General features: G+C 73.0%; 16 protein-coding genes and 2 tRNA genes. 12 read left to right on the plus strand and 6 right to left on the minus strand.

What is annotated here, in order from left to right; genetic code table 11:
• The first annotated feature begins 188 nt into the window (after positions 1-188).
• Positions 189-416 carry a hypothetical protein gene (locus BMX65_RS32750; RefSeq protein WP_074999166.1) on the plus strand — a complete coding sequence of 76 codons (228 nt, stop codon included), beginning with the start codon at positions 189-191 and terminating at the stop codon, positions 414-416.
• A 107-nt stretch (positions 417-523) separates the two neighbouring features.
• On the opposite strand, the gene BMX65_RS06585 is transcribed toward BMX65_RS32750, so the two are convergent.
• The gene (locus tag BMX65_RS06585; RefSeq protein ID WP_074999167.1) at positions 524-871 is read right to left on the minus strand and encodes a hypothetical protein; all 348 of its coding nucleotides are present in this window, start codon (positions 869-871) and stop codon (positions 524-526) included.
• Positions 872-1,378: 507 nt separating this feature from the next.
• On the opposite strand from BMX65_RS06585, the gene BMX65_RS06590 reads away from it, so the two are divergent.
• The 8 genes from BMX65_RS06590 (at position 1,379) to BMX65_RS06625 (ending at position 10,484) form a co-directional block, all read left to right on the plus strand.
• Complete coding sequence (locus tag BMX65_RS06590) at positions 1,379-2,026, plus strand: TIGR03086 family metal-binding protein (RefSeq protein WP_079171743.1); 648 nt, start codon at positions 1,379-1,381, stop codon at positions 2,024-2,026.
• A gap of 780 nt (positions 2,027-2,806) precedes the next feature.
• Positions 2,807-3,088, plus strand: a complete 282-nt coding sequence (locus tag BMX65_RS06595) for a hypothetical protein (protein ID WP_074999168.1) — start codon at positions 2,807-2,809, stop codon at positions 3,086-3,088.
• Positions 3,089-3,305: 217 nt separating this feature from the next.
• A complete protein-coding gene (locus tag BMX65_RS06600) occupies positions 3,306-4,343 on the plus strand; it encodes a Zn-ribbon domain-containing OB-fold protein (RefSeq protein WP_079171721.1) in 1,038 nt (345 codons plus the stop codon).
• Between the two features lie 400 nt (positions 4,344-4,743).
• The gene (locus tag BMX65_RS06605; RefSeq protein WP_275435179.1) at positions 4,744-5,133 is read left to right on the plus strand and encodes a hotdog family protein; all 390 of its coding nucleotides are present in this window, start codon (positions 4,744-4,746) and stop codon (positions 5,131-5,133) included.
• Positions 5,130-6,290: a lipid-transfer protein gene (locus BMX65_RS06610; RefSeq protein WP_074999170.1), complete on the plus strand. Its 1,161-nt coding sequence runs from the start codon at positions 5,130-5,132 to the stop codon at positions 6,288-6,290. Before BMX65_RS06605 ends, BMX65_RS06610 begins: the two co-directional genes overlap by 4 nt.
• Positions 6,291-6,528: 238 nt before the next feature.
• Positions 6,529-7,620, plus strand: a complete 1,092-nt coding sequence (locus tag BMX65_RS06615) for a glycoside hydrolase domain-containing protein (protein WP_239502049.1) — start codon at positions 6,529-6,531, stop codon at positions 7,618-7,620.
• A gap of 146 nt (positions 7,621-7,766) precedes the next feature.
• Positions 7,767-8,411 carry a SigE family RNA polymerase sigma factor gene (locus BMX65_RS06620; RefSeq protein WP_239502050.1) on the plus strand — a complete coding sequence of 215 codons (645 nt, stop codon included), beginning with the start codon at positions 7,767-7,769 and terminating at the stop codon, positions 8,409-8,411.
• Between the two features lie 414 nt (positions 8,412-8,825).
• Positions 8,826-10,484 carry a long-chain fatty acid--CoA ligase gene (locus BMX65_RS06625; protein WP_074999173.1) on the plus strand — a complete coding sequence of 553 codons (1,659 nt, stop codon included), beginning with the start codon at positions 8,826-8,828 and terminating at the stop codon, positions 10,482-10,484.
• A gap of 234 nt (positions 10,485-10,718) precedes the next feature.
• Here BMX65_RS06625 and BMX65_RS06630 read toward each other — a convergent pair whose 3' ends face one another.
• Together BMX65_RS06630 and BMX65_RS06635 are read right to left on the minus strand one after the other, a co-directional pair.
• A complete protein-coding gene (locus BMX65_RS06630; protein ID WP_079171722.1) occupies positions 10,719-15,716 on the minus strand; it encodes a PAS domain-containing protein in 4,998 nt (1,665 codons plus the stop codon).
• Positions 15,717-16,335: 619 nt separating this feature from the next.
• Positions 16,336-16,857 (minus strand): SSI family serine proteinase inhibitor, encoded by a 522-nt coding sequence (locus BMX65_RS06635; protein ID WP_079171723.1) that lies wholly within the window; start codon positions 16,855-16,857, stop codon positions 16,336-16,338.
• A gap of 368 nt (positions 16,858-17,225) precedes the next feature.
• Between BMX65_RS06635 and BMX65_RS06640 the strand changes: the two genes are divergently transcribed.
• Positions 17,226-17,317: transfer RNA gene (locus tag BMX65_RS06640), tRNA-Ser, on the plus strand.
• Positions 17,318-17,601: 284 nt separating this feature from the next.
• Positions 17,602-17,674, plus strand: a tRNA-Arg gene (locus tag BMX65_RS06645).
• An 86-nt stretch (positions 17,675-17,760) separates the two neighbouring features.
• Here BMX65_RS06645 and BMX65_RS06650 read toward each other — a convergent pair.
• From BMX65_RS06650 to BMX65_RS06660, 3 genes are all read right to left on the minus strand, one after another.
• The gene (locus tag BMX65_RS06650) at positions 17,761-18,240 is read right to left on the minus strand and encodes a tyrosine-type recombinase/integrase (protein WP_239502051.1); all 480 of its coding nucleotides are present in this window, start codon (positions 18,238-18,240) and stop codon (positions 17,761-17,763) included.
• A gap of 91 nt (positions 18,241-18,331) precedes the next feature.
• A complete protein-coding gene (locus tag BMX65_RS06655; RefSeq protein WP_074999175.1) occupies positions 18,332-18,859 on the minus strand; it encodes a GNAT family N-acetyltransferase in 528 nt (175 codons plus the stop codon).
• Positions 18,856-20,187, minus strand: a complete 1,332-nt coding sequence (locus BMX65_RS06660) for an NsdA family TPR-like regulatory protein (protein WP_483316221.1) — start codon at positions 20,185-20,187, stop codon at positions 18,856-18,858. The genes BMX65_RS06655 and BMX65_RS06660 overlap by 4 nt, the downstream gene beginning before the upstream one ends.
• 149 nt (positions 20,188-20,336) lie before the next feature.
• Here BMX65_RS06660 and BMX65_RS06665 point away from each other — a divergent pair, with 149 nt between their 5' ends.
• Positions 20,337-20,750 (plus strand): ATP-binding protein, encoded by a 414-nt coding sequence (locus BMX65_RS06665; protein ID WP_074999176.1) that lies wholly within the window; start codon positions 20,337-20,339, stop codon positions 20,748-20,750.
• The last annotated feature ends 191 nt before the right edge of the window (positions 20,751-20,941 follow it).

The following is a 20,941-nucleotide window of genomic DNA, read 5'->3' on the forward strand; positions in this document are numbered from 1 at the left end:
CGGTCGCGCAGGAGAGAAGCCGCAGGTCAAAGTGCTTGTCGACGTCTTCGACCGCATCGCTCTTGAAAACCGTAGAGGTGGCAACACCTCCGTGGGTTCAAATCCCACCGCCTCCGCAGCCCGGATGAAGACCCTGGCCGGGTCCGGCTCACGACGGGGCACCACCGCCGAGGTGGTGCCCCGTCGTCGTGTTCGCTGTGTTCGCCATGTTCACTTTGTTCGTCGCGTTCGTCGCGTTCGTCGCGTTCGTCGCGTTCGTCGCGTTCAACGTGTGCGTAGTGCTCGTGGCCTTCGTGGTGCCGGTGCCGGTGCCGGTGCCGGTGCTCTCCGGTCGCGCTTGTGGTGCGCCCCGTTCCTCTGGCGCTCGGAACGCCACAGGCGCGCCCCGCATCGTCCGCGCCACGAGGCGCCGCTGAGGGGAGCACTGTTCTGTACATGCCCAGTGGATCGGCGGCATGGACCTGACCATGAAAGCGCCCGGCGCCTCGGGGAACGGGTGGAAGAGTGGAAGAAGGGAGCGCCGTCAGTTCCTGCGGCGACGGCCCTGCCCGTACGGGCCGTGGCGGTCGTGCTCCCGCCACTCCTCCTCGCGGGGGTCGCGTTCCTCGTCGTCCGAGCGGGCTCCGGGGATTCTGCTCCCGGGAGTCGGAATCGTCTCCCCATTGGTGACCTTGGCCAACAGCGAGGCAAGCGGGTCGGGAGGGCCGTCGGCGAATCGGTCGGGGTCGTGCCGGGGCAGCGGTCCCGGCGAGGGGTGCCGGCTCGCGGCCTGCTCCGCCTCGGGGCACTTCACCGCGGATCCGGTGTCCTCGGCGGTTTCGGTGTCGTCTGCCTGCGCGCTGATGCGACGCGACCGCGACGTCTCGCTCATGAGCTGCCCCCCGACGCTCCGTGATTCCCCTCGATATTGATCATTCCCCGGCAGGCCGTCGGGAAACGGGAACGTGCCCTGGCGTGCGGGAACGCGGCGCACCGCGGCCACTGCGGGCCGGGCGAACGAACCCCGAACCCCGAACCCCGAATCCCGAAACCCGAACCCCGCGGCCCCGCTGCTCCCGTGCTCTTCGGTGCATGCCGGCACGGGGTCCACCCGTACGGCGGAGTGCCCGCGGAGGGCTCCTCCCGCGTGGTGGCCGTACGGCACCTGCCTGCGAACCGGGCGAGAGGAGGGCACCGAGGCGATGCCGGGTCCGGGAGCGATGAGTTCTGCCGTGCCGGATGGTCTGCAGGGGCGGAGGCTGTTGTCGAGGGTTGCGCATGGGCGCACGGCCGCACGGCCCGGACACCGTTCAGCAGGGCGGTGCCCGGCGCGGTGGCCGTGGCGCGGGCACCCCGCACGGGCGGCAGCGACGTAGGCGCGGAACGGGAGGCGAGCGGCATGGTGGACGGTGTCAGTGACGCGGTGTCCGGGGCGGGGGCCGGGCCGGGCGGCGGTGGGGATGTCCCCGTCGACCTGCGTCCGGCAGCGCGTCGCGCGGCGGCGGTGGTGACCGGGGTGGCCGACGGCCAGCTCGGCGATCCGACGCCCTGCACGGAGTTCGCCGTGCGTGACCTGCTCCGGCACATCGGCGAGCTGGCGGTGGGCCTCCAGCGCACGGCACGCAAGGAGGTGGGCGAGGGCACGGCTGCGGCTCCGGGCGCCTCCTCGGGAGAGCAGCTCCCCGGCGACTGGCGCGAAAGCCTGCCGCACTCGCTGGCGGACCTTGCGGTGGCGTGGTCGGCGCCCGACGCCTGGACGGGCAGTACGCAGGCGGGCGGCATCACTTTGACGGGGACGGAGGGCGGCCTGGTCACGCTGGACGAACTCGTGGTGCACGGCTGGGACCTGGCACGGGCCACCGGGCAGGAGTACGAGCTGGACGAGCCGAGTCTGCGCGCCGTGCACAGCTTCCTGGCCGGAGCGGTCACGGACGACGGGGAGCAGGGGATCTTCGGCCCGGTCGTGCACGTCGGCGCGGACGCTCCGCTGCTCGACAGGATCGTGGGCCTCGCCGGGCGGGATCCGGGCTGGCGGCCGCCGACCTGACGCCGTTCCGGCCCTGGCGCCGTTCCGGCCCTCACGCCGTTCCGGTCCTGGCGCCGTTCCGGTTCTGGCGCCGTTCCGGTCCGATGACGCTCCGGCCCTACGCTCCGGCCTGACGAGGGCGCTTCGGTGTGCCGCGCGCCCGGGGCAGGCGTTGTCCGGGGCGCCGGCGCGCAGACGCACCTGGACACCCGGGCCGGTGCCGCTCGGCGTGGGTCCCGGCCGGGTGGCCCGGGGTGGCGGGATGATCCGGGGGGGGCGCCCGGACGGCGGCGCGCGCGGTCGACGAGCGCCGGGGCCGAGCCGTGGGGCGGCGCGGCGGTCGATGGGTTCTCTCCGCGTCGTGGCGGGTGGGTGACGGGGTCAGCGCGTGGATCCCCGACCTCCGGTCGAGGGCGGTGCGGCGTGGCCGAACAGGGTGCGGAGCGGTCAGCCCACCCCCGCCGTTCGGCCTCGCGCACGCGACACCCGCGCGGAGCCGTCTTCGCCGAGGGGCAGGCTCCTGCCTCCGATCTCGTTCTGACGTGCGGGAATCGCGGTACCGACGCGGGCAGCAGGGGCGGAAAGCATGGGCTCGGGGGCGTACAGGAGGTTTATCGACAGTTCGTCATACGTGCGGGGGAATGGAGCCGTCCGGGCGAATCCGCCCCCGGTGCCGTGGGCAACTCTGGACCCGCGACGTCGCAAGCGAAGCCGTGGACAGTGGGCCAACTGTGCACGGCAGCAACGCACTTCCGGTGCAGCGTCCCTCGTGGCGCACTTACCGTTCCTGGAGGAATGAACATGGCACGCATCCGTACCGCCCGCGTCATCGCGGCGGCCGCCGCCCTTCCGTTCGCTTTCGCCGTCATGTCCGGCGTGGCCCAGGCGGACAACGGCTCCCTCGCGGACGACGGATCCAACTCCAACGCGAGCTCCAGCTCCCAGGTGCAGGGCGCGGTGGGCAGCGGGAACAACACCAACAACGCCAACAACGCCACCGTCAACGGCAACGGTGCTGTCGTGAACCAGGTCAACGAGACGCACAACGAGACCGCCACCGTCGTCTTCAGCAACATGTGGTGACGGGCTGACGGCCGGTCGCGCTGAGCGGCCGTCGTTCGTGGGGATGGGCTCAGGCCGCGCGTTCGCGATGCTGTCGCGGACGCGCGGTCGCCGTTCTCGCTGCCGTTCCCCGGATCCCCTCCGTGTTGCGCCGAGACATATGGGCCCGAGCCTGTGCCCGTGGTTGACAGCACGTCATATCTGACGAACAGTCAGGTGTACGAGCAGGGCGGGGAGGATGCCGCGGGACTGTGCGCCCCGGCATGCGGAAGGAGCGGCGGTGGGGGCGGAGGGGGCGCAGGGCGCGGAGAGTGCGAGAGCGCGGAGCGGGGCGGACACGCCGAAGGCAGCCGACGCGGCGCAGGCACCGGACCCCCTGTACGAGCGGTTGCGGGCATACGCCGGACGTCCGGCGGCGGAAGCCGAACGCGGCCGGGACCCGGTCGCCACGTCGATGATCCGGCACTGGTGCGAAGCGGTGGGGCACCCCGTACCGGTCGACGGTTCGGCACCCGCGACGATGCTCCAGGTCTGGACGATGGCCGGACTCGCGGGGCCCGACCGCCGCGCCGGACCGTACGGCGAACTGCTGGGCGTGCTGGACGACGCGGGCTGCACCTCGGTCGTGGCGACCGACTGCGAGCAGGAGTATCCGCGGTCGCTGTACCCGGGGGACGAGATCGTCTTCGACTCGGTGATCGAGTCGGTCTCCCCGCGCAAGGCGACCAGGCTGGGGACGGGATACTTCGTGACGACCCGTATGGATGTGCGGGTCGGTGGTGAGCTGGTCGGAACGCATCGCTTCCGCATCCTCAAATACCGCCCGGAGCGGCGGGCGGGCCGGACGCCAGCCGCCGACCCCGGCTCTCGCCCGCGTGCCGCACAGCGACCTCGTCCGGTCGTCAACCGGGACAACGCGGGCTTCTGGGCGGGCGTCGCCCGGCACGAGCTGCTCTTCCAGCGCTGCGCGGAGTGCGCCACCCCCCGGTTTCCGTGGCTGCCCGGCTGCAACGCCTGCGGCTCCGCCGCATGGCAGGCCGTCGCGGCGTCCGGACGCGGCACCGTCCACTCCTACGTCGTCATGCACCATCCGCCGTTCCCCGCCTTCGATCCGCCCTATGCGGTCGTCCTGGTCGAACTCGACGAGGGGGTGCGGATCGTCAGCAACATCACCGGCGTGCGCTGCGACGAGGTGCGCATCGGGATGCCGGTCGAGCTGGAGTTCCTGCGTGTCGAGGACGACCTGGAACTTCCGGTCTTCCGGGGAGCGGCCTGATGGGCCGGGCCCTCTCGCCCCGGGGCGCGGCGGACCCGGGCGCGGCCGGATCCGGGTCCGGCCGGTCCGAGCGCAGTTTTCTCCGCAGTCATCCCCTTCCCCAGGCAGCCGATTCCGAACGGAGGCCGGTCCCACAGTGACGCAGCATCCGCATCCGCATCCGCATCCGCATCCCAGCTCCAGCCCCAGCGGTCCCAGCCCCCGCCCCAGCCCTAGCGGTCCCGGTCCCGGCTCCGGGGGCCCCGGCACCCAGTCCGACGCCGTGGTCGATGCCGACGCCGTGGTCGATGCCGGCGCTGTCGACGATGCCGGCAGCGGGGCGGGTGCCGGTCCCGGGCCGGACGCGACGGCCTCGTCGTGCCTTCGCCGAGGGGACGAGTTGCCGCCGCTGGACATCCCGGTGACCCGTACTCTGATCGTCTCGGGGGCGCTGGCCTCCCGCGACTTCCAGGACGTCCACCACGACGCCGAGGCGGCGAAGGACAAGGGCTCTCCTGATGTGTTCATGAATATCCTGACGACCAACGGTCTGGTGGGCCGCTACGTCACCGCCTGGGCAGGCCCACACGCGGTACTGCGCAAGGTCGCCATCCGGTTGGGGGCTCCCAACCACCCCGGGGACACCATGGCGCTGTCGGGACGTGTCACTGCGGTCACGCCGCCCGCTCCCGGTGCGTCGGCGACCGAGGGCGCCACGGTCGAGATCGCCGTGCGGGGCGACAACCGGCTCGGCACGCACGTCACCGGTTCGGTCACCGTCACGCTGGGCGGAGAGGGCGTCCCCGCATGAGCCTGCGGAGAGCGGACTCGCTGGGCGGCCGGGCTGCAGTCGTCGGTATCGGTGCGACGGAGTTCTCCAAGGACTCGGGGCGCAGCGAACTGGCGCTCGCGGCGGAAGCCGTCAGGGCGGCGCTGGACGACGCCGGGCTGGTGCCGGGCGACGTGGACGGCATGGTCACCTTCACCATGGACACCAGTCCGGAGATCACCGTCGCGCAGGCGGCCGGGATCGGAGAGCTGTCGTTCTTCTCACGGGTGCACTACGGCGGCGGCGCGGCCTGTGCCACGGTGCAGCAGGCGGCACTTGCCGTCGCCTGCGGCCTCGCGGAGACGGTGGTGTGCTACCGGGCGTTCAACGAGCGCTCGGGGCGGCGCTTCGGTTCGGGTGTGCAGCAGCGCGAGCCGTCGGCGGAGGGTGCCGCGCTCGGCTGGTCGCTGCCTTTCGGCCTGCTGACTCCCGCGTCCTGGGTGGCCATGGCGGCGCAGCGCTACCTGCACACCTTCGGACTGTCTCCGGAGGTCTTCGGTCAGGTCGCGGTGGTCGACAGGAAGTACGCGGCGACCAATCCCGCCGCCCACTTCCACGGACGGCCCCTCACCCTGGCCGAGCACGCGGCTTCCCGGTGGATCGTGGAGCCGCTGCGGCTGCTCGACTGCTGCCAGGAGACGGACGGCGGCCAGGCTCTGGTCGTCACCTCGGCCGAGCGGGCCCGGGACCTGCCGCACCGGCCCGCGCTGATCACGGCGGCGGCCCAGGGGGCGGGGCGCGGGCAGGAGCAGATGACGAGCTTCTACCGCGACGGCCTGACCGGGCTGCCCGAGTCGGGTGTCGTGGCGCGGCAACTGTGGCGCACCAGTGGTCTGGAGCCCGGGGACATCGACGTGGCCGTGCTGTACGACCACTTCACTCCGTTCGTGCTGATGCAGTTGGAGGAGTTCGGCTTCTGCCCGCGGGGTGCGGGAGCGGACTTCGTCGCCGCGGGGACACTGCCGCTCAACACCCACGGGGGCCAGTTGGGGGAGGCGTATCTGCACGGTATGAACGGCATCGCGGAGGCGGTGCGCCAGCTTCGCGGCACATCCGTCAACCAGGTTGACGAATGTGCCCGGGTGCTCGTCACGGCGGGTACCGGGGTGCCCACCTCCGGACTGGTGCTGACCCGGTGACCGCGCAGCGCACTCCCTCCGGATGCTCCGGCACTCCGCCGCGCGTTCCCCTTGCTCCGCCGGGTGCTTTCCCTTGCTCCGTTGGGCGTTCCCCTTGCTCCGCCGGACGCTCTCGGTGCCTCGCCGGTACTCCGACGGGCGGGAAGGGGGTCCGGGGCCGTGCGGCAGATGGCTGAATCGTGGAGCGCGGCGGGCGTGCCTGACCGGTTCCGCGGGTTCCGGCTCGTTCACTCGGCCCATGGCGACCAAAAATCAGATGATGCGACGGGCCGCCCTGCTGTCGGCCGCGCTCGCCACTGTGCTCACCGGAGGTGCTGTCCCCGCCTCCGGTGCCGAACCCACTCCCCCTGACTCCGCCGCCTACCGCCCCGCCGCTCCCGCCCTGGACGGCACCCCGTCCGACACCGCCCCCGGTGGCGGCGCGCCGCCCCCCGGGGAGCCGGGGGCGGGGGAACCGCGCGAGCCGGGCGAACCGGGGGGCGACCCCGGCGAATCCGGGAGGCTGACCGACCCGGCCGCGCCGGACGCGCCCGCCGACCCGGAGACGCCCGGCGCCGACCCGGGGGACCAGCCCTCCCTGGTGCGCGGCGACCCTCGTGAGTTCGGGGCGCAGATCTTCCGCGGCAACGCCTTCGACACCTGCCAGGCTCCCTCGGCGGACACCATGCGGGCCTGGCACGGCACCTCGCCGTTCGGTGCCGCCGGCGTCTACATCGGCGGCCGCGGCAGAGGGTGCCCGAAGCAGAAGCATCTGAGCCCGGACTGGGTGCGTACGGTCGATCAGCAGGGCTGGAAGCTGATGCCGGTCTACGTGGGCTCGCAGGCGCCCTGTGTCATCGCCAAGAACAAGCGCAGGTTCCGGATGTCCGACAAGGACCCCTACGGGCAGGGGAAGCGCGAGGGGCTGGACGCCGTACGCCAGGCGGAGAAGCTCGGGATGGGCAGGAGCAGCGCCGTCTACCTCGACATGGAGGCGTACCGGTACAAGCAGCAGAAGTGCGCCGACACCACGCTGCGCTTCATCCAGGGATGGAACAGCGCGGTACGCGCCGAGGGGTACGTCGCCGGCTTCTACAGCAGCGCGGACTCCGGCGTCGCACACCTGGAGAAGGCCCGCGCCGCGGGCGCCCGGGGGCTGCCGTCGGCGATGTGGTTCGCCCGCTGGCGCACCGAGCCGTCGCTCGACGGGGAGCGCAACCTCGATCCGGAGGCGTGGCAGCCGCACCGACGCATCCACCAGCACACGGGCAACGTGAAGCGCACCTACGGCGGCCACACGGTGCACATCGACCAGAACCTCGTGGACGCCCCGGTGGCGGTCGTCGGATGAGCGGCTCCGGCGCACCCTGATCCGCCTGGTGGATTCTCTCCACCTACAGGAGGTGTAGGAAGCACCACCACTACACCCTGAGGCGGACGCGGCATCGGGACCTTCGGGCGATCCGGGGAGGCCGGTCGGCTCCTAGCGTGGATGCCATGACCACGCCTGGGACAGTTCGGACTCCCCGGACCTTCAATGCGAAGCACGCGCGGTCCCTTGCGGTGCAGCCAGGCTCCGGGGGACAGCCACTGACGTTCACTTCCTACGTCCAAGCGCGCGGCCCGGTGCTGCTGCGCACCGCCCGCTCCCTCACGGCCAATCCCAGTGACGCCGAGGACCTGCTCCAGACGGCACTGACGAAGACCTATCTGGCCTGGGAGCGGATAGAAGACCACCGCGCGCTGGACGGTTACGTCCGCCGGGCGCTGGTCAACACCCGCACCTCGCAGTGGCGCCGCCGCAAGGTGGACGAGTTCTCCTGCGAGGAGCTGCCGGAACCCGACCCGCTGCCCGCGCCCGACCCGGCCGAGCAGCAGGCCGTACGAGACGCCATGTGGCGAGCGGTGCTCAAGCTGCCCGCCCGGCAGCGTGCCATGGTGGTGCTGCGCTACTACGAGGACCTGAGCGAGATCCAGACGGCCGAGGTGCTCGGCGTCTCCGTCGGCACGGTCAAGAGCGCCGTCTCGCGTGCCCTGGCCAAGCTGCGGGAGGACGCGCAGCTCGCGGCGGACGTCCGGGCGGACGCTCCCGTGGCCGGACCCAGGGCCGATTCCCCGGCTCAGGAGGCTGTCGCGGCCTGAACCGGGGGTGATCCGGCAGTCCGGCCGGGGCCGCCTGCCGGGCGGCCGGAAGGGGTCACCTGGGCGGTGTCCGGGGGAGGGGGGACGGGTCCGCGACCGGGATCGGCGGCGGGTCCACGACCGGGATCGGCGGCAGTCCCCACGCGTTGACGTGGAACATCGGCACCACCGGGAGTGGGTCGGCGGCGGTCCGCGACTGGAGTCGGGGGCGGGTCCACGACCCGGGATCGGCGACGGATCCGTACAGGACCCCGTGACATACCGAGCGGTCGGTGGCAGGCTTCCGCGAAACCGGCGCATTACCCGTGCGTAAATCCACACCTGTGCGTAACCGCTTCCTCGCGTGAGCGCACCGGGTGTGCACCGCACGGCATGCGTCCGTTCCGCGTATCCACCGCCCATGGGGAGGCCCCGGTGCTGAGCACGATGCAGGACGACGTACCGCTGACCATCTCGCGCATCCTGCGCCACGGAATGACCGTCCACGGGGACGCGCGGATCACCACGTGGACCGGCGAGGCCGAGCCGCACCGCACGACCTTCCGGGCGACCGGGGAGCGCGCCGCGCAGCTCGCCCACGCCCTGCGGGACGCACTGGGGGTGCGACCGGAGGACCGGATCGCGACTCTCATGTGGAACAACTCGCAGCATGTGGAGGCGTACTTCGCGATCCCCTCCATGGGCAGCGTGCTGCACACGCTCAACCTGCGGCTGCCCGCCGAGCAGCTCGTCTTCATCGTCAACCACGCGGCCGACCGCGTCATCCTGGTCAACGGAACCCTGCTCCCGCTGCTGGCGCCGCTGCTGCCCCGGCTGGAGACCGTCGAGCACATAGTGGTCGTGGGTCCGGGCGACACCTCGGTGCTGGCCGACTGCGCCGCCCAGGTGCACGACTACGAGGAACTGCTCGCCGGACGCCCGACCGCCTACGACTGGCCCGAGCTGGACGAGCGCACGGCGGCGGCCATGTGCTACACCTCCGGCACCACCGGCGACCCCAAGGGCGTCGTCTACTCGCACCGCTCCGTCTACCTGCACTCCATGCAGGTCAACATGGCCGAGTCGATGGGGCTGACCACTGCCGACACCACGCTGCCGGTGGTGCCGATGTTCCACGTCAACGCGTGGGGACTGCCGCACGCGGTCTTCATGACCGGCGTCAGCATGCTCATGCCCGACCGTTTCCTGCAGCCCGGGCCGATCGCCGAGATGATCGCCGCGGAGCGGCCCACCCACGCCGCGGCCGTCCCCGTCATCTGGCAGGGACTGCTGGACGAGCTCGCCGCCACGCCGCGCGACATCTCCAGTCTGAAGACCGTCACCATCGGCGGTTCCGCCTGCCCGCGGAGCATGATGCGGGCCTTCGAGGACCTGCACGGCGTCCGGGTCTGCCACGCCTGGGGGATGACCGAGACCTCCCCGCTGGGCAGCCTCGCCCACCCGCCGGGCGGCCTCACCCCCGAGGAGGAGTGGCCCTACCGGGTCACCCAGGGCCGCTTCCCCGCCGGAGTGGAGGCCCGCCTGGCCGCTCCGGGCGGCGGCTTCGCACCCTGGGACGGCTCCTCGCCGGGCGAGCTGGAGGTACGCGGCCCCTGGATCGCCGATGCCTACTTCGGCGGTGTGGGCAAGCCCCCGCTGCGCCCCGAGGAGAAGTTCAGCCCGGACGGCTGGCTGCGCACCGGAGACGTCGGCGTCATCAGCCCGGACGGCTATCTGACGCTCACCGACCGCGCCAAGGACGTGATCAAGTCCGGCGGCGAGTGGATCTCCTCCGTCGAGCTGGAGAACGCGCTGATGGCGCACGAGTCGGTCGCCGAGGCCGCTGTCGTCGCCGTCAGCGACGAGAAGTGGGGCGAGCGTCCGCTGGCCGGCGTCGTCTTCAGGGAGGGCTGCGAACCACTGCCCTACGAGGAGCTGTGCACGTTCCTCGGTACGACCATCGCCCGCTGGCAGCTTCCCGAACGCTGGGTCACGCTCGACGCCGTACCCAAGACGAGCGTGGGCAAGTTCGACAAGAAGGTGCTGCGCCGCCAGTACGCGGCAGGCGAGCTGGAGGTGACCAAGCTGCGCTGAGCGCGGAGCAGCCGCAGGCCGGCGTGCCCGCTGGAGGCGCGTCGGCCTGCGGCGGGCGGGGCGCGTTGGCCTGCGGCGGGCGGGCCTGCGGCGGGCGGGGCGCGTTGGCCTGCGGCTGCCGGGGGCGGGTCGGCCCGAGCGAGGCGCCACCACACCCGGGACCGGGCTCCGGGCACCCCCGGTCGGTCGGTTCGGGCCGCTCCCGGTGGGGCGGTTCGCGCCGGTCCCGGTGGGTCAGTTCGCGCCGATCTTCGTCAGCAGGTCGACGATCCGCGCCTGCACCTCGGCGCTGGTCGAGCGCTCGGCCAGGAACAGCACCGTCTCGCCCGAGGCCAGCCGGGGCAGCTCCTCGGGGTCCAGACCGGCCGAGGTGTAGACGACGAACGGAGTCCGGTTGAGTATCCCGTTCACCCGGAGCCAGTCGATGATGCCGGCTCGGCGGCGCCGCACCTGCATCAGATCCATCACCACGAGGTTCGGCCGGACCTGGGCGGCTACTTGCACCGCTTCCGAATCCGTCGGCGCGTGCGCGACCTGCATGCCGCGCCGCTCCAGGGTCGCCGCGAAGGCCGCCGCGATGGCCTGCTCCTCCTCCACCAGCAGCACCCGGGGCGGATGCTGCTCGCTGTCGCGCGGTGCCAGCGCCTTCAGCAGCACCGCGGGGTCGGCGCCGTAGGCCGCCTCCCGGGTGGCCTGGCCCAGCCCGGCCGTCACCAGTACCGGCACCTCGGCAGCCACTGCCGCCGTACGCAGCGACTGCAGCGCCGTCCTGGTGATCGGTCCGGTCAGCGGGTCGACGAACAGTGCGGCAGGGTAGGCCGCGATCTGCGCGTCCACCTCCTCGCGCGAGTGCACCAGGACGGGACGGTAGCCGCGGTCGGAGAGCGCCTGCTGGGTGGAGACGTCCGGCTCAGGCCAGACCAGCAGCCGCCGCGGGTTGTCGAGCGGCTCGGGCGGCAGCTCGTCGTCCAGAGCGTGCGGCGGTACGCCGAAACCCCGTCCGTCCGTCACCTCGACAGGGCTGTCCGGACCGTCCAGCGGTTCCGGTCCCTCCGCCAGCTCCGCGCCCGGTCCGCCGCCTGGTCCGCCGACGGCGAATTCCTGCGGACCGCCGGGCCTGCCGTGCGCCAGTCCGCCCTGGCCCGGTGCCTGTCCGCCCTGGCTCTGCCCTGGGGCCTGGCCCGGGCCCGGGCCAGGCCGACCGGACTGCGGGGCAACGGCGGTTCCCGGAGGACCTGCCTCGGACTGCGGCAGCGGCATCGGTCCCGGCACCGCGCCGGGCTGTCCCTGCGGCTGCGCGTGCCCGTGCGGCTGCGCGTACCCCTGTCCCGGGGCCTGCGGCTGACCCGGTCCCCCCTGGGGCTGGGCCTGGGCCTGCGGCTGTCCCGGCAGCCCCGGCCAGGACCGGCCGTGGCCGGGAGCCGCCTCCGGGCCCGGGCGGGGCAGTCCGTGCGGGGGCTCGGCCGACGGGCCCGTACCGCCCTGCGGCGCGCCGGTCGGGCCGCCGGTCTGGGACGCGCCCGTCGGAGCGCCCCCCTGGGCACCCGGCGAGGCGTTGCCCTGCACGCGCTCCTCCGGGGTCGCCAGCTTCCGGCGGCGGCCGGAGCCGGGCGGCGGTGCGGGGGTCGACGGGGTGGACGGTATGGCCGACATGGCCGACGGCGTCGCATGCTGCGCCGGTGGCCACTGCTGTGCCTGGGCCGCGGACTGCTCCGCCATCCGCTCGGCGAACGGAACTCCCTGACCCAGCGTCCGCACCCGGGGACCCGGGCCGGTCTCAGAGGCCCCCGACTCGCCCGGCTGCCCCTGCTCCGGCCGGGAAGAGGGCGCGTGCGCCTGCCGCGCCTGCTGCTGGTCCGGGAGCACCCCGCCGCCCAGGATCGGGCTGGCGGCGACCACCGAGGAGTCCCCGCGCCGCGGCTCACCGCCTTCCTCGTGCGGGTCCGGGGCGCCCACTGCTGCGCCCGCCTCCGGCGTTCCGTCGGAGGGCGCGCTGCCGTCCGCGGGCATGCCTCCGGCAGGGGGCACGCTTCCGTCCGGGCTCGCGGCGTCCGGGCTCGCGGTCTCCGGGTCCGCGGCGTCCGGGGTGCCGGTTCCCGGCGCCGCCCACATGCCGGGCGCGGCCGGTGGCGGCGCACCCGGACCGGCGCCGTTGGGCGCGGGGGGCGCCGGATATGGGGCGTACGCCGGATCGTCCGCCGCAGCACCCGGCTCTGCTCCGGGCGCCGGGCGCGGTCCCGGGACCGCGCCGGGGACGCCCGGGACCGTGCCGGGGCCGCCCGCGGCTTCCGCCGGGGCCCCCGAGGGCGGCTGACCGGCGCCGCTCTCGGTGCCGGAACCGGCGCCCGGCTCGGCACCGGGGCCCTGGAACGGGGGAACGGCGTCCTGGACCGGGGCACCGGGGCCCTGGAACGGGGGAACGGGGTCCACCTCCGAGGCGGCAGGAGGAAGCGCGAACGGCGCGTGGCGCGGGCCCTGCTGGGCCTCGGCCTCCGCCTCCGCCCGCGCGCGGGCCGCCGCGATGCGCCGCGCCCTGCGCCCGCCGTCGGCCGGCGAGAGTTCCGGATCGCCCGCGGCCCCTTCGCCTCCGGCGCCGTTCGTGTCCTGCGGGCCGGGCTGTCCCGGCAGTTCGGGCACCGCGCTGCCGGCTTCCGCCGCAACCTGCGTACCCGGCGCCTCTGCGGCACCTTGCGGGTCGTGAGCGGTCTCCGTGCGCTCACCCAGCGCACGCCGGGCGCGCCGACCGGTCCCCTGTGCTGCCACAGGCACGGGCGTCGCGCTCCCGCCCGGGGCGCCCGCGGGCAGTTCGAGTGCACCGGATCCGCCGCCAGGGCCCGCCTCGCCCTCGAAGGGCGCCTGCGCGAGCCGCTCCTCCGCCGGGCTCGGGCGCCCGCGCCGCCGCCCGGTGGGGCGAGGCATGTCGGGGGGCGTGCCGGAGCCGTCGTCGCGGGGATCCTCCTGGTGCGGGCGCTGCGCGGGCACCGGCGCGACCGGACGGCCGGGCACCGGCGACGGGCCCTCCACGGAGCCGGTCCCGGGAGCGCCCCCGGCGTCGGACTGCGCGCCCCCGGGGTCCGGTTGCGCGATTCCGGTGTCTGGGGCGCCACCGGGAGACGGCGCGGGGCCCAGCGCGGGCGGCCCGGCCCCGGGAGGGCCACTGGGGGCCCCGTCGGGCGCGGACGGGTCCGGACCGGCGGTGAGTTCCATGCTCTGTCGCGGGTCCGGCACCTGGGCGAGCCCGGCTCGCGCCTGCCGCGGATCCGTCACCGGCTCCAGCGCCGCTGCCGACGTACCGTCGCTCTGGCTCTGGCTCTGGCTCTGGCCCTGGCCGTCCGTGTCGGAGGGCTCGACCGGTGCCGGGAGGGAGGCCGGGGGGCCGCCCCGGGGGGTGCCCTCCGGCGGCTGCTCGGCGACACCCCGGGCCGGGGCCGCCGGTACGGGCATGACCGTCGTCTCGCCGTGCTCCGCACCGGGCAGCACGCCCGGCACGCCGAAGGCGCCGGCCCCACCGCCCTGCGAGGCGCCGCCGCCGGCATGGCTGCCGCCCCGCGCGTGGCTGCCGGTACGCGCGCGGGTGCGGCCACCGCCGCCGGTCGAGTCGTCGCCCGCCGCGTGACCGCCGCCTGCCGTGTGGCCCGCACCGGATGTGTCCCTCTGGCTGTCGCCCGTGCCGGACCCGTCCGTGTCGGCCGGCCCGCCCCTGCGGGCCCGGCTGCCGGACTGCCTGGCCGTGTTGCCGACCGCCTTGACCGGGACCTCCAGCACGTACGCGCTGCCGCCCGCCGAACCCGGTACCTCGTGGGTCTGCAGCACACCGCCGTGCCGGGTGACGATGCCGCGCACCAGCGGTTCGTGCACCGGGCTGCCACCGCTGTACGGGCCGCGTACCTCGATGCGGACCACTTCGCCCCGCTGCGCCGCTGCGACCACGATGGTCGGGTCCGCGCCGGGCGGTGGCGCGACCTGCGCGCGGCCCGTCGCATCCACGCCCGCGACGTCCGCGATCAGGTGCGCCAGCGCCACCGCGAGCCGTTCCGGGTCGACCTCGGCCTCGATCGGCGGGGCGTGCACGGCGAACTGTGCGCGCCCCGGACCGATCAGTTCCGTGGCCCCCTCGACGCCCGCCGAGACCACCGCGTCCATCGGCACCGGCTCGGTCCGCAGCCGCTCCTGGCCCGAATCCAGCCGCTGGTAGCCGAGCACGTTGTCGACCAGCGTCGTCATCCGGGCGTAGCCCGCCGACAGATGGTGGAGGATCTGGTTCGCCTCCGGCCACAACTGCGCCGCCGGGTCGGAGGAGAGCCCCGACAGCTCCTGGCGGAGCTCCTCCAGCGGTCCGCGCAGCGACTCCTCCAGTACGGCCCGCAACTGCGTCTGCCGCCCCGCTACGGCGTCGTAGGGGCGGCGGTCGGTGAACGTCAGCACCGCGCCGACCAACTGTTCGCCGTCCCGCACCGGCGCCGTCGTCATGTCGACCGGCACCGCGCGCCCGTCCTTCGCCCACAGCACCTGCCCGGCCCGCACCCGGTGCTTGCGCCCCGAGCGGAGGCTGTCCGCCAACGGGGTCTCCTCGAACGGCAGTGGGGTGCCGTCGGGGCGCGAGTGGTGCACGAGGGGGTGCAGTTCCTGGCCGCCGAGGTCGCTGGCGCGATAGCCGAGGATCTGCGCTGCCGACGGGTTGACGAGCACCACCCGGCCCTCGGAGTCCACCCCCACGACGCCCTCCGAGGCGGCACGCAGGATCATCTCCGTCTGACGCTGCTGGCGCGCCAGTTCGGCCTCGGTGTCGAGGGTGCCGGTGAGATCGCGTACGACGAGCATCAGCAGTTCGTCGCCGGTGTACCCGCCGCCCGGATTGTCGGCGAAGGCGGCTTCGATCGCGGAGGCGTAGGGCGTCCGGCCGTCCTCCAGGTTCGCACTGGTCACCTCGACGGGGAACTCGCTGCCGTCGGTACGCCGCGCCACCATCCGGGTCGGCTTCTGCCGTTCCTGGCTCTGTTCGGCCTCGTCCGGGCGCCGCATCGACCCCGGGATGCGCTTCGAGTCGAACTCGGGCAGCAGATCCAGCAGCCCGCGCCCCACGAGGGCCGTGCCGGGTGTCTCCAGGGTCTCCAGCGCGATGGCGTTGGCGTTCACCACCGTGCCGTTGCAGTTCACCAGGAGCAGCGCGTCGGGCAGTGCGTCGAGTATGGCGGCGAGGCGAGCAGCGCCTCGGGATGGCCTGCTGCTCACGGCGACAATTCCCTCCTGCTGACCTCAGGTGCGCGTGACCTTCCGCCCGTTTCTTCCCAGTTGGTCCGGTCAGGTCACGGCTGCCAGTCTGCCGTTCACTCCGGGCGTGTCACTAGGGGGAGTCTACGGGCCACCCTTTCGGGCGCGGCGCCGGATGCGAGAGAGGTCACCTGGTACGGGGGGCCGGGCGGCCGCCCTCGCTGCGGTCTCCGCCCAACAGGCGGCGCACGGAGGCGAGTACGCCGAGCACCACCGGGTCACCCTTCCGGGCTTCGGCTGATGGCTCCTGCCGGGCCTCCGTCAAGGCCGCTTCCGGCCGCTGCCCAGGGCCGGCTTGTGGCCACTGCCCGCGGGCTGCTTCCCGGCTGCTTCGCGGCGCTGTCCGGGGCCTCGGGCAGCGCGTGCCCGAGGGTACCCCGGCGGCGCGGAATCATCCGTTCCGCTTGACGTCCTGCTGCGGGATGGCGGGACGCACGGCGGTCAGGACGGGACCGGAGGGTCGGCAGGGGCCGGTGGGATGAGGGAGGAAGGGGGACAGGGGAACAGGAGGAGGCCGGAAGAAGATCAGGAGAGGAGCAGGGGAGGAGCAGAAGAGGGTCAGAAGAGGGTCAGAAGAGGGTCAGAAGGAGGTCCGGGGCAGTGCCGGAACGAGGCGGTTCCACCGGGCCACCTCGCAGCCGTTGGTCCGGCTGAACCGGGCGTCGACCTTCCGCCCGTGCCAGGTGCCCGTCACGCGGGCCTGCGCGGGGCCGCCGTAGATCATCGTGCAGACCGCGTCCCCCGGCACGGGCGCGAACGGGTCCCTGCCCCCCGAAGCCGCCCGGTCCAGCGCGGCGCAGGCCCGGCCCGGCGCGGGGTGCCCGCCGCCTGCGGGGTGGCAGCGCAGGGTGTACGACCCGTCCCGCGCGGCCCGCCCGCTGCGGGTCACGGTGAAGGTCAGCTTGTCGGCCGGTCGCTGCGCGACAGGACGCACGGTTGCCGCGGCCCCGCCGGCGGCGACTGCAGGGGTGGCTGCCCGACCCGCCGCGGTCGCCTCGGGCGCCCCGAGGAGAGCGAGCAGTCCGGCCGCCGCCGAGGTGACCGCGGTGAGAGTGAGAAGCGGGCGGATGTGCAGGAGGACGGGGACGGTACGGCGCGGCATGGCTGGCTCCAGAGGTCGAGAGCGCTCCCGCCCGGCCGGACGGGGCGGCTCCACGAGGGCGAGGGGATGGGGGCGCCGCGAGTACGCCCCGCCCTGTTCAACGCCGCTTCCGGCCCGCCGTTGCGCGGACGGACCCGTCCGGACCCCGGCCGCACCCCGGATGGGCGCACCACCCGGCCCGGATGGGCGCACCGCGGGGACGGGGCGCGCGGCAGGGCCGTCCGCGCCCTCAGTCCCGGCGGCCGCCGAAGTGCTTTGCCCAGGGGTCCGCGGACCGAGTACGGTGGGAGCCGATTGGAGACAGCCCCCAGGGTTGTGCCATCATCAGCACACACTTTGTCGCGCCTGCGGGTGCTCGGAGTGTGTCTGGAGGCTTCGCCTAGTCTGGTCTATGGCGCCGCACTGCTAATGCGGTTTCGGGGTAACCCCCTGATCGAGGGTTCAAATCCCTCAGCCTCCGCTTGAGGTCTACGGGTCCGTCCTTGCATACGGATCTCAAGATCACCGAAGCCCCGGCCCGTCCGGGGCTTCACTCGTTCCGGGGCAGTCTCCCGGCGCCTTCGCGGCCCCGAGCCTCTGTGGGGTCCGATCGGGACCACCGTGGACCCACTCCGTCCCAAAACCCCTCATGGATACGTTTCCGCAGGTCAGTGCGGGTTCGGACAATGGATTTCGCCTGGGACCGCAGGTCATGTAATGTTGTTCCCGCAACGCCGACCGGCAAGAAAAACCGCCGGACAGCAAGCGCTCGTAGCTTAACGGATAGAGCATCTGACTACGGATCAGAAGGTTGCAGGTTCGAATCCTGCCGAGCGCGCAGCAGCTCAAGGGCCCTGTTCAGCATCGAACAGGGCCCTTGGTGTATCCCGTTGACGGCAGTTTTGACGGCAACCACCTAGCGGATCATGAATCGGTGGGGTCGTTGTCCTCGTTGAGGGCGTCTCCCAGCCGTCCGATCGCGTCGCGCTGTTCGTCCAGGCGCACGAAGGTGTAGATGTCCATGGTCACTCGGATTGAGCTGTGCCCGAGGACCTGCATGATCGTCCGGGCATTGGCACCCTGCTCATGCAGCAGCGAGGCACAGGTGTGCCGCAGGTCGTGAAAGCGGACCTTCCGCACCCCGGCGCGCGCCGACAACGCCTCGAACGAGCGGTTGAGGTTACGGGGCTCGATCGGGGTGCCGTTCTTCGTGGTGAAGATCAGCCCGCTAACGTCTCCCCGCCACTTCTCCCCGGCCAGCCGCTTGTCTGCGAGCTGCTGTGCCCGCTGGGCGCGGAGCGCGGTGACGCACTCGCGGGGAAGCGGAATACGGCGCGCGGACCGCTGGGTCTTCGGCGGGACGATGACCAACTCACCGCCGACCCTCTGAAGGGCCTGCCGCACGGTCAGTATGCGGTGCGGACCTCGGAAGCCCTGGTGTCCCGATGACGGACCGCAGGCCGTCTCTCACCGCATGGGAAACCGTCTCAAGGGCTCAGCGCAGCGGCAGGTCCGCGATCATCACGGCGTACACGGGTGAGTCAGGGAACGGTTGGTCCTCCCCGACCTTCCGGTACCCCCAGGACGCGTAAAGCGCCTCCACCTTCGGGTGCGTCACGTCGACCAGCAGGGCGGCCCGGGGCTCGTCGCGAGCGTCCATGAGAGCTCGATGCAGCCGCTCGGCGGTGCCCGTCTTCCTCCATGGCTCACGCACCATCAGTTCGGAGAAGTGGAAGGTACGCGGCATCTCCGGTGCCGGGTCCAGGTGCTCCCTCCACCACTCGCGGCCTTCCGGACCGGGGGCGCCGTAGGTGAAGCCCGCGGGCTCGTCCCCGTCGTAGGCGATCACGCACGAGAAGCCCGGATTGCTGCCCCAGTGATCGACGAACCAGGGGAACTTCTGCCGGAACTCGTCGTCAGCCATCCGCTCGGCGTGGACGTCCGCGTGTACGCCGATCAACGTCTGCCGGATCTCCGACAGGTCGTCGTGACCGTAGTGTCGCAGCTCCAGAGCTGAGGTCATCGAGCCTGGCTCCATTCTGATCGGTAGCGGTCCTTCCACTCTCGCGCGGTACCGGAGCCCGGCGCGAGGGTGGTCAAGTCGCGGTAGAAGTCTCCGAGGTAGGAGCGCATCCGGCCGGGGAGAGCGGTGCCGTCCATCAGGGCGAACACCTGGTCGGCTGTGCCGCACGCCTGGTCCACATCGCGTTGGTGAAGCTGAGCTGTGGCGAGTTGGAGGGTGGTCAGCGCGCGGTTCCGGCGGTAGTGCTGCGGAATAGCTGAGAGGGCACGGTGCGAGGCTGCCTCTGCGCCCGCCGGGTCCCCGGTTTCGTCCCGCACGATGGCGGTGATGGCCAGCAGTTCGGCCGGCCCGTAGAAGGCCACCCATGTCGGTCGGGCTTCCTCCGAGGACGCCTTCGACGGCGCCTCTTCCGCGTACCCGAGGGACCGCAGGGCGCCCCGCCGGTCCCCGGCACTGGAATGACCGATGGCTGTACGGGCCTGTGCGAGCGAGGCGAACAGCGGGTCCCGGCGTGTCACAGCGGTCGCCTGCGCGGCCTGTCCCGCGTCCACAGCCTGTGAGAACTCTCCGCGATGCAGGGCGAGCATGGCGTGCGAGTTCCACACGCGCAGTTCCGCTACGGGATCCTTCGCCATGCCCGCCAGGTAGAGCGCCCGATTCAGGTGACTGAGGGCACGGGCGCTCCGGCGGGCGTCCACTGCCGACCATGCCGCCGACGCGGTGTAGTTCGCTGCCACGCTGAAGAGGCGCTGTCGGATGCGCTGCGAGGCGGCCCGCTTCTGCAACTCCAGCGCCTCGGCGGCACCGGCAAGCGCGGCCCGCTCCAGTGCTTCGTGCCCGCCTTTGGCGGCGTCCAGGGCCGTCAGGGTGTCCAGGCCGTTGCGCAGCCGGATCACGTCGGTGGTGCCGACCGAGTGCGGCCGGGTGGCCACGAAGGGCACGACGGCGGCGGTCGTGCCGGTGGCCGCGGTGAGGAAGTTCCTGCGGTGCACAGGGTCCTCCGTCCTGGTAGAGCTTCGTCGACCTGGTGGGAGCCGGAACCCGAGGTCCCCGGCGCTACGGCCGAATACAGCTTCCAAGGCTTCGCGCTGTCGGGGGTGCGGCCAGAGAGTCTTTCCGGTCAGCCAGTGGCGCACCGTGCGGTCGCTCACGGTGCCTTCCCGGCCGAGGGACCGAAGGTAGTCGTTCACGGCTTCTGCCAACTCGACCTGTGTGAATCCCGCTTCATCGAGGGCATCCGCCAGGTGTCTGTTCGCCTCCACGGCTTCAAGGTAGCGAGACACCAGGACGTCCGGGCTGGAGCGGGCGCGAAATTTCCGGTCGATCACGTTGTACGGCAGCCCGATGTTTCCTCACGTGCTGTCACAGCCCGTCGTTCACTGGGTGCAGGCCGCCACCGGAGGGACCGTGCGGCCGCTGGCGTGGCCCGTTCCCCTCGGGGTGGGCCTCACCTCCCGCCCAACGACGAGGGGTCCAGATGACCGCGACCACCACATCCCGACCGACCGGGCACCCTGGCTACAGCGAGACCCTGCCGCGCGAGCCCGAGAGCGCCGCCATAGCCCGGCGCCTGGTCCGAGCCGCCTGCGCTGCATGGGGACTGGAGACCATGGCCGACGACGGCGCCTTGGTCGTCTCCGAGCTGGTGGCCAACGCCGTGCAGCATGCTCGGCGGGAGTCCATCCGTGTGGTGGTGGAGCGGACCGCCGTGCGGACGGTGCGCGTGGCTGTTGCGGACTTCTCCCGGGCGCGGCCCGTGGCACGCGAGGTGGGTGAGGGGGACGAGGGCGGGCGGGGGCTCGCGCTCGTGGAGGCACTTGCGGTCGGCTGGGGCGCGGACGAGCGGCAGTGGGGGAAGGTCGTGTGGGCGGTTCTCGAGGCAGGGGGATGAAGCGCTCCGAGCGTGGCCCGTGGCCCACTGGGGCGCGATCCGGTCCGCTGGGGAGTACGCCTGTCGTGCGGGACGGCCGCGAACGTGCGCGACGGCACGCGGTCGGGAGGCCGCCGGGCCGGTGGCGAGGCCCGGGACCCCATGCTTCTCAGGCAATTCACATATGACGGCAAGATTCCTCTCACCCCCGC

It is taken from the genome of Streptomyces qinglanensis, from assembly GCF_900111245.1.
In the GTDB taxonomy this organism is placed as follows: Bacteria; Actinomycetota; Actinomycetes; order Streptomycetales; family Streptomycetaceae; genus Streptomyces; species Streptomyces qinglanensis.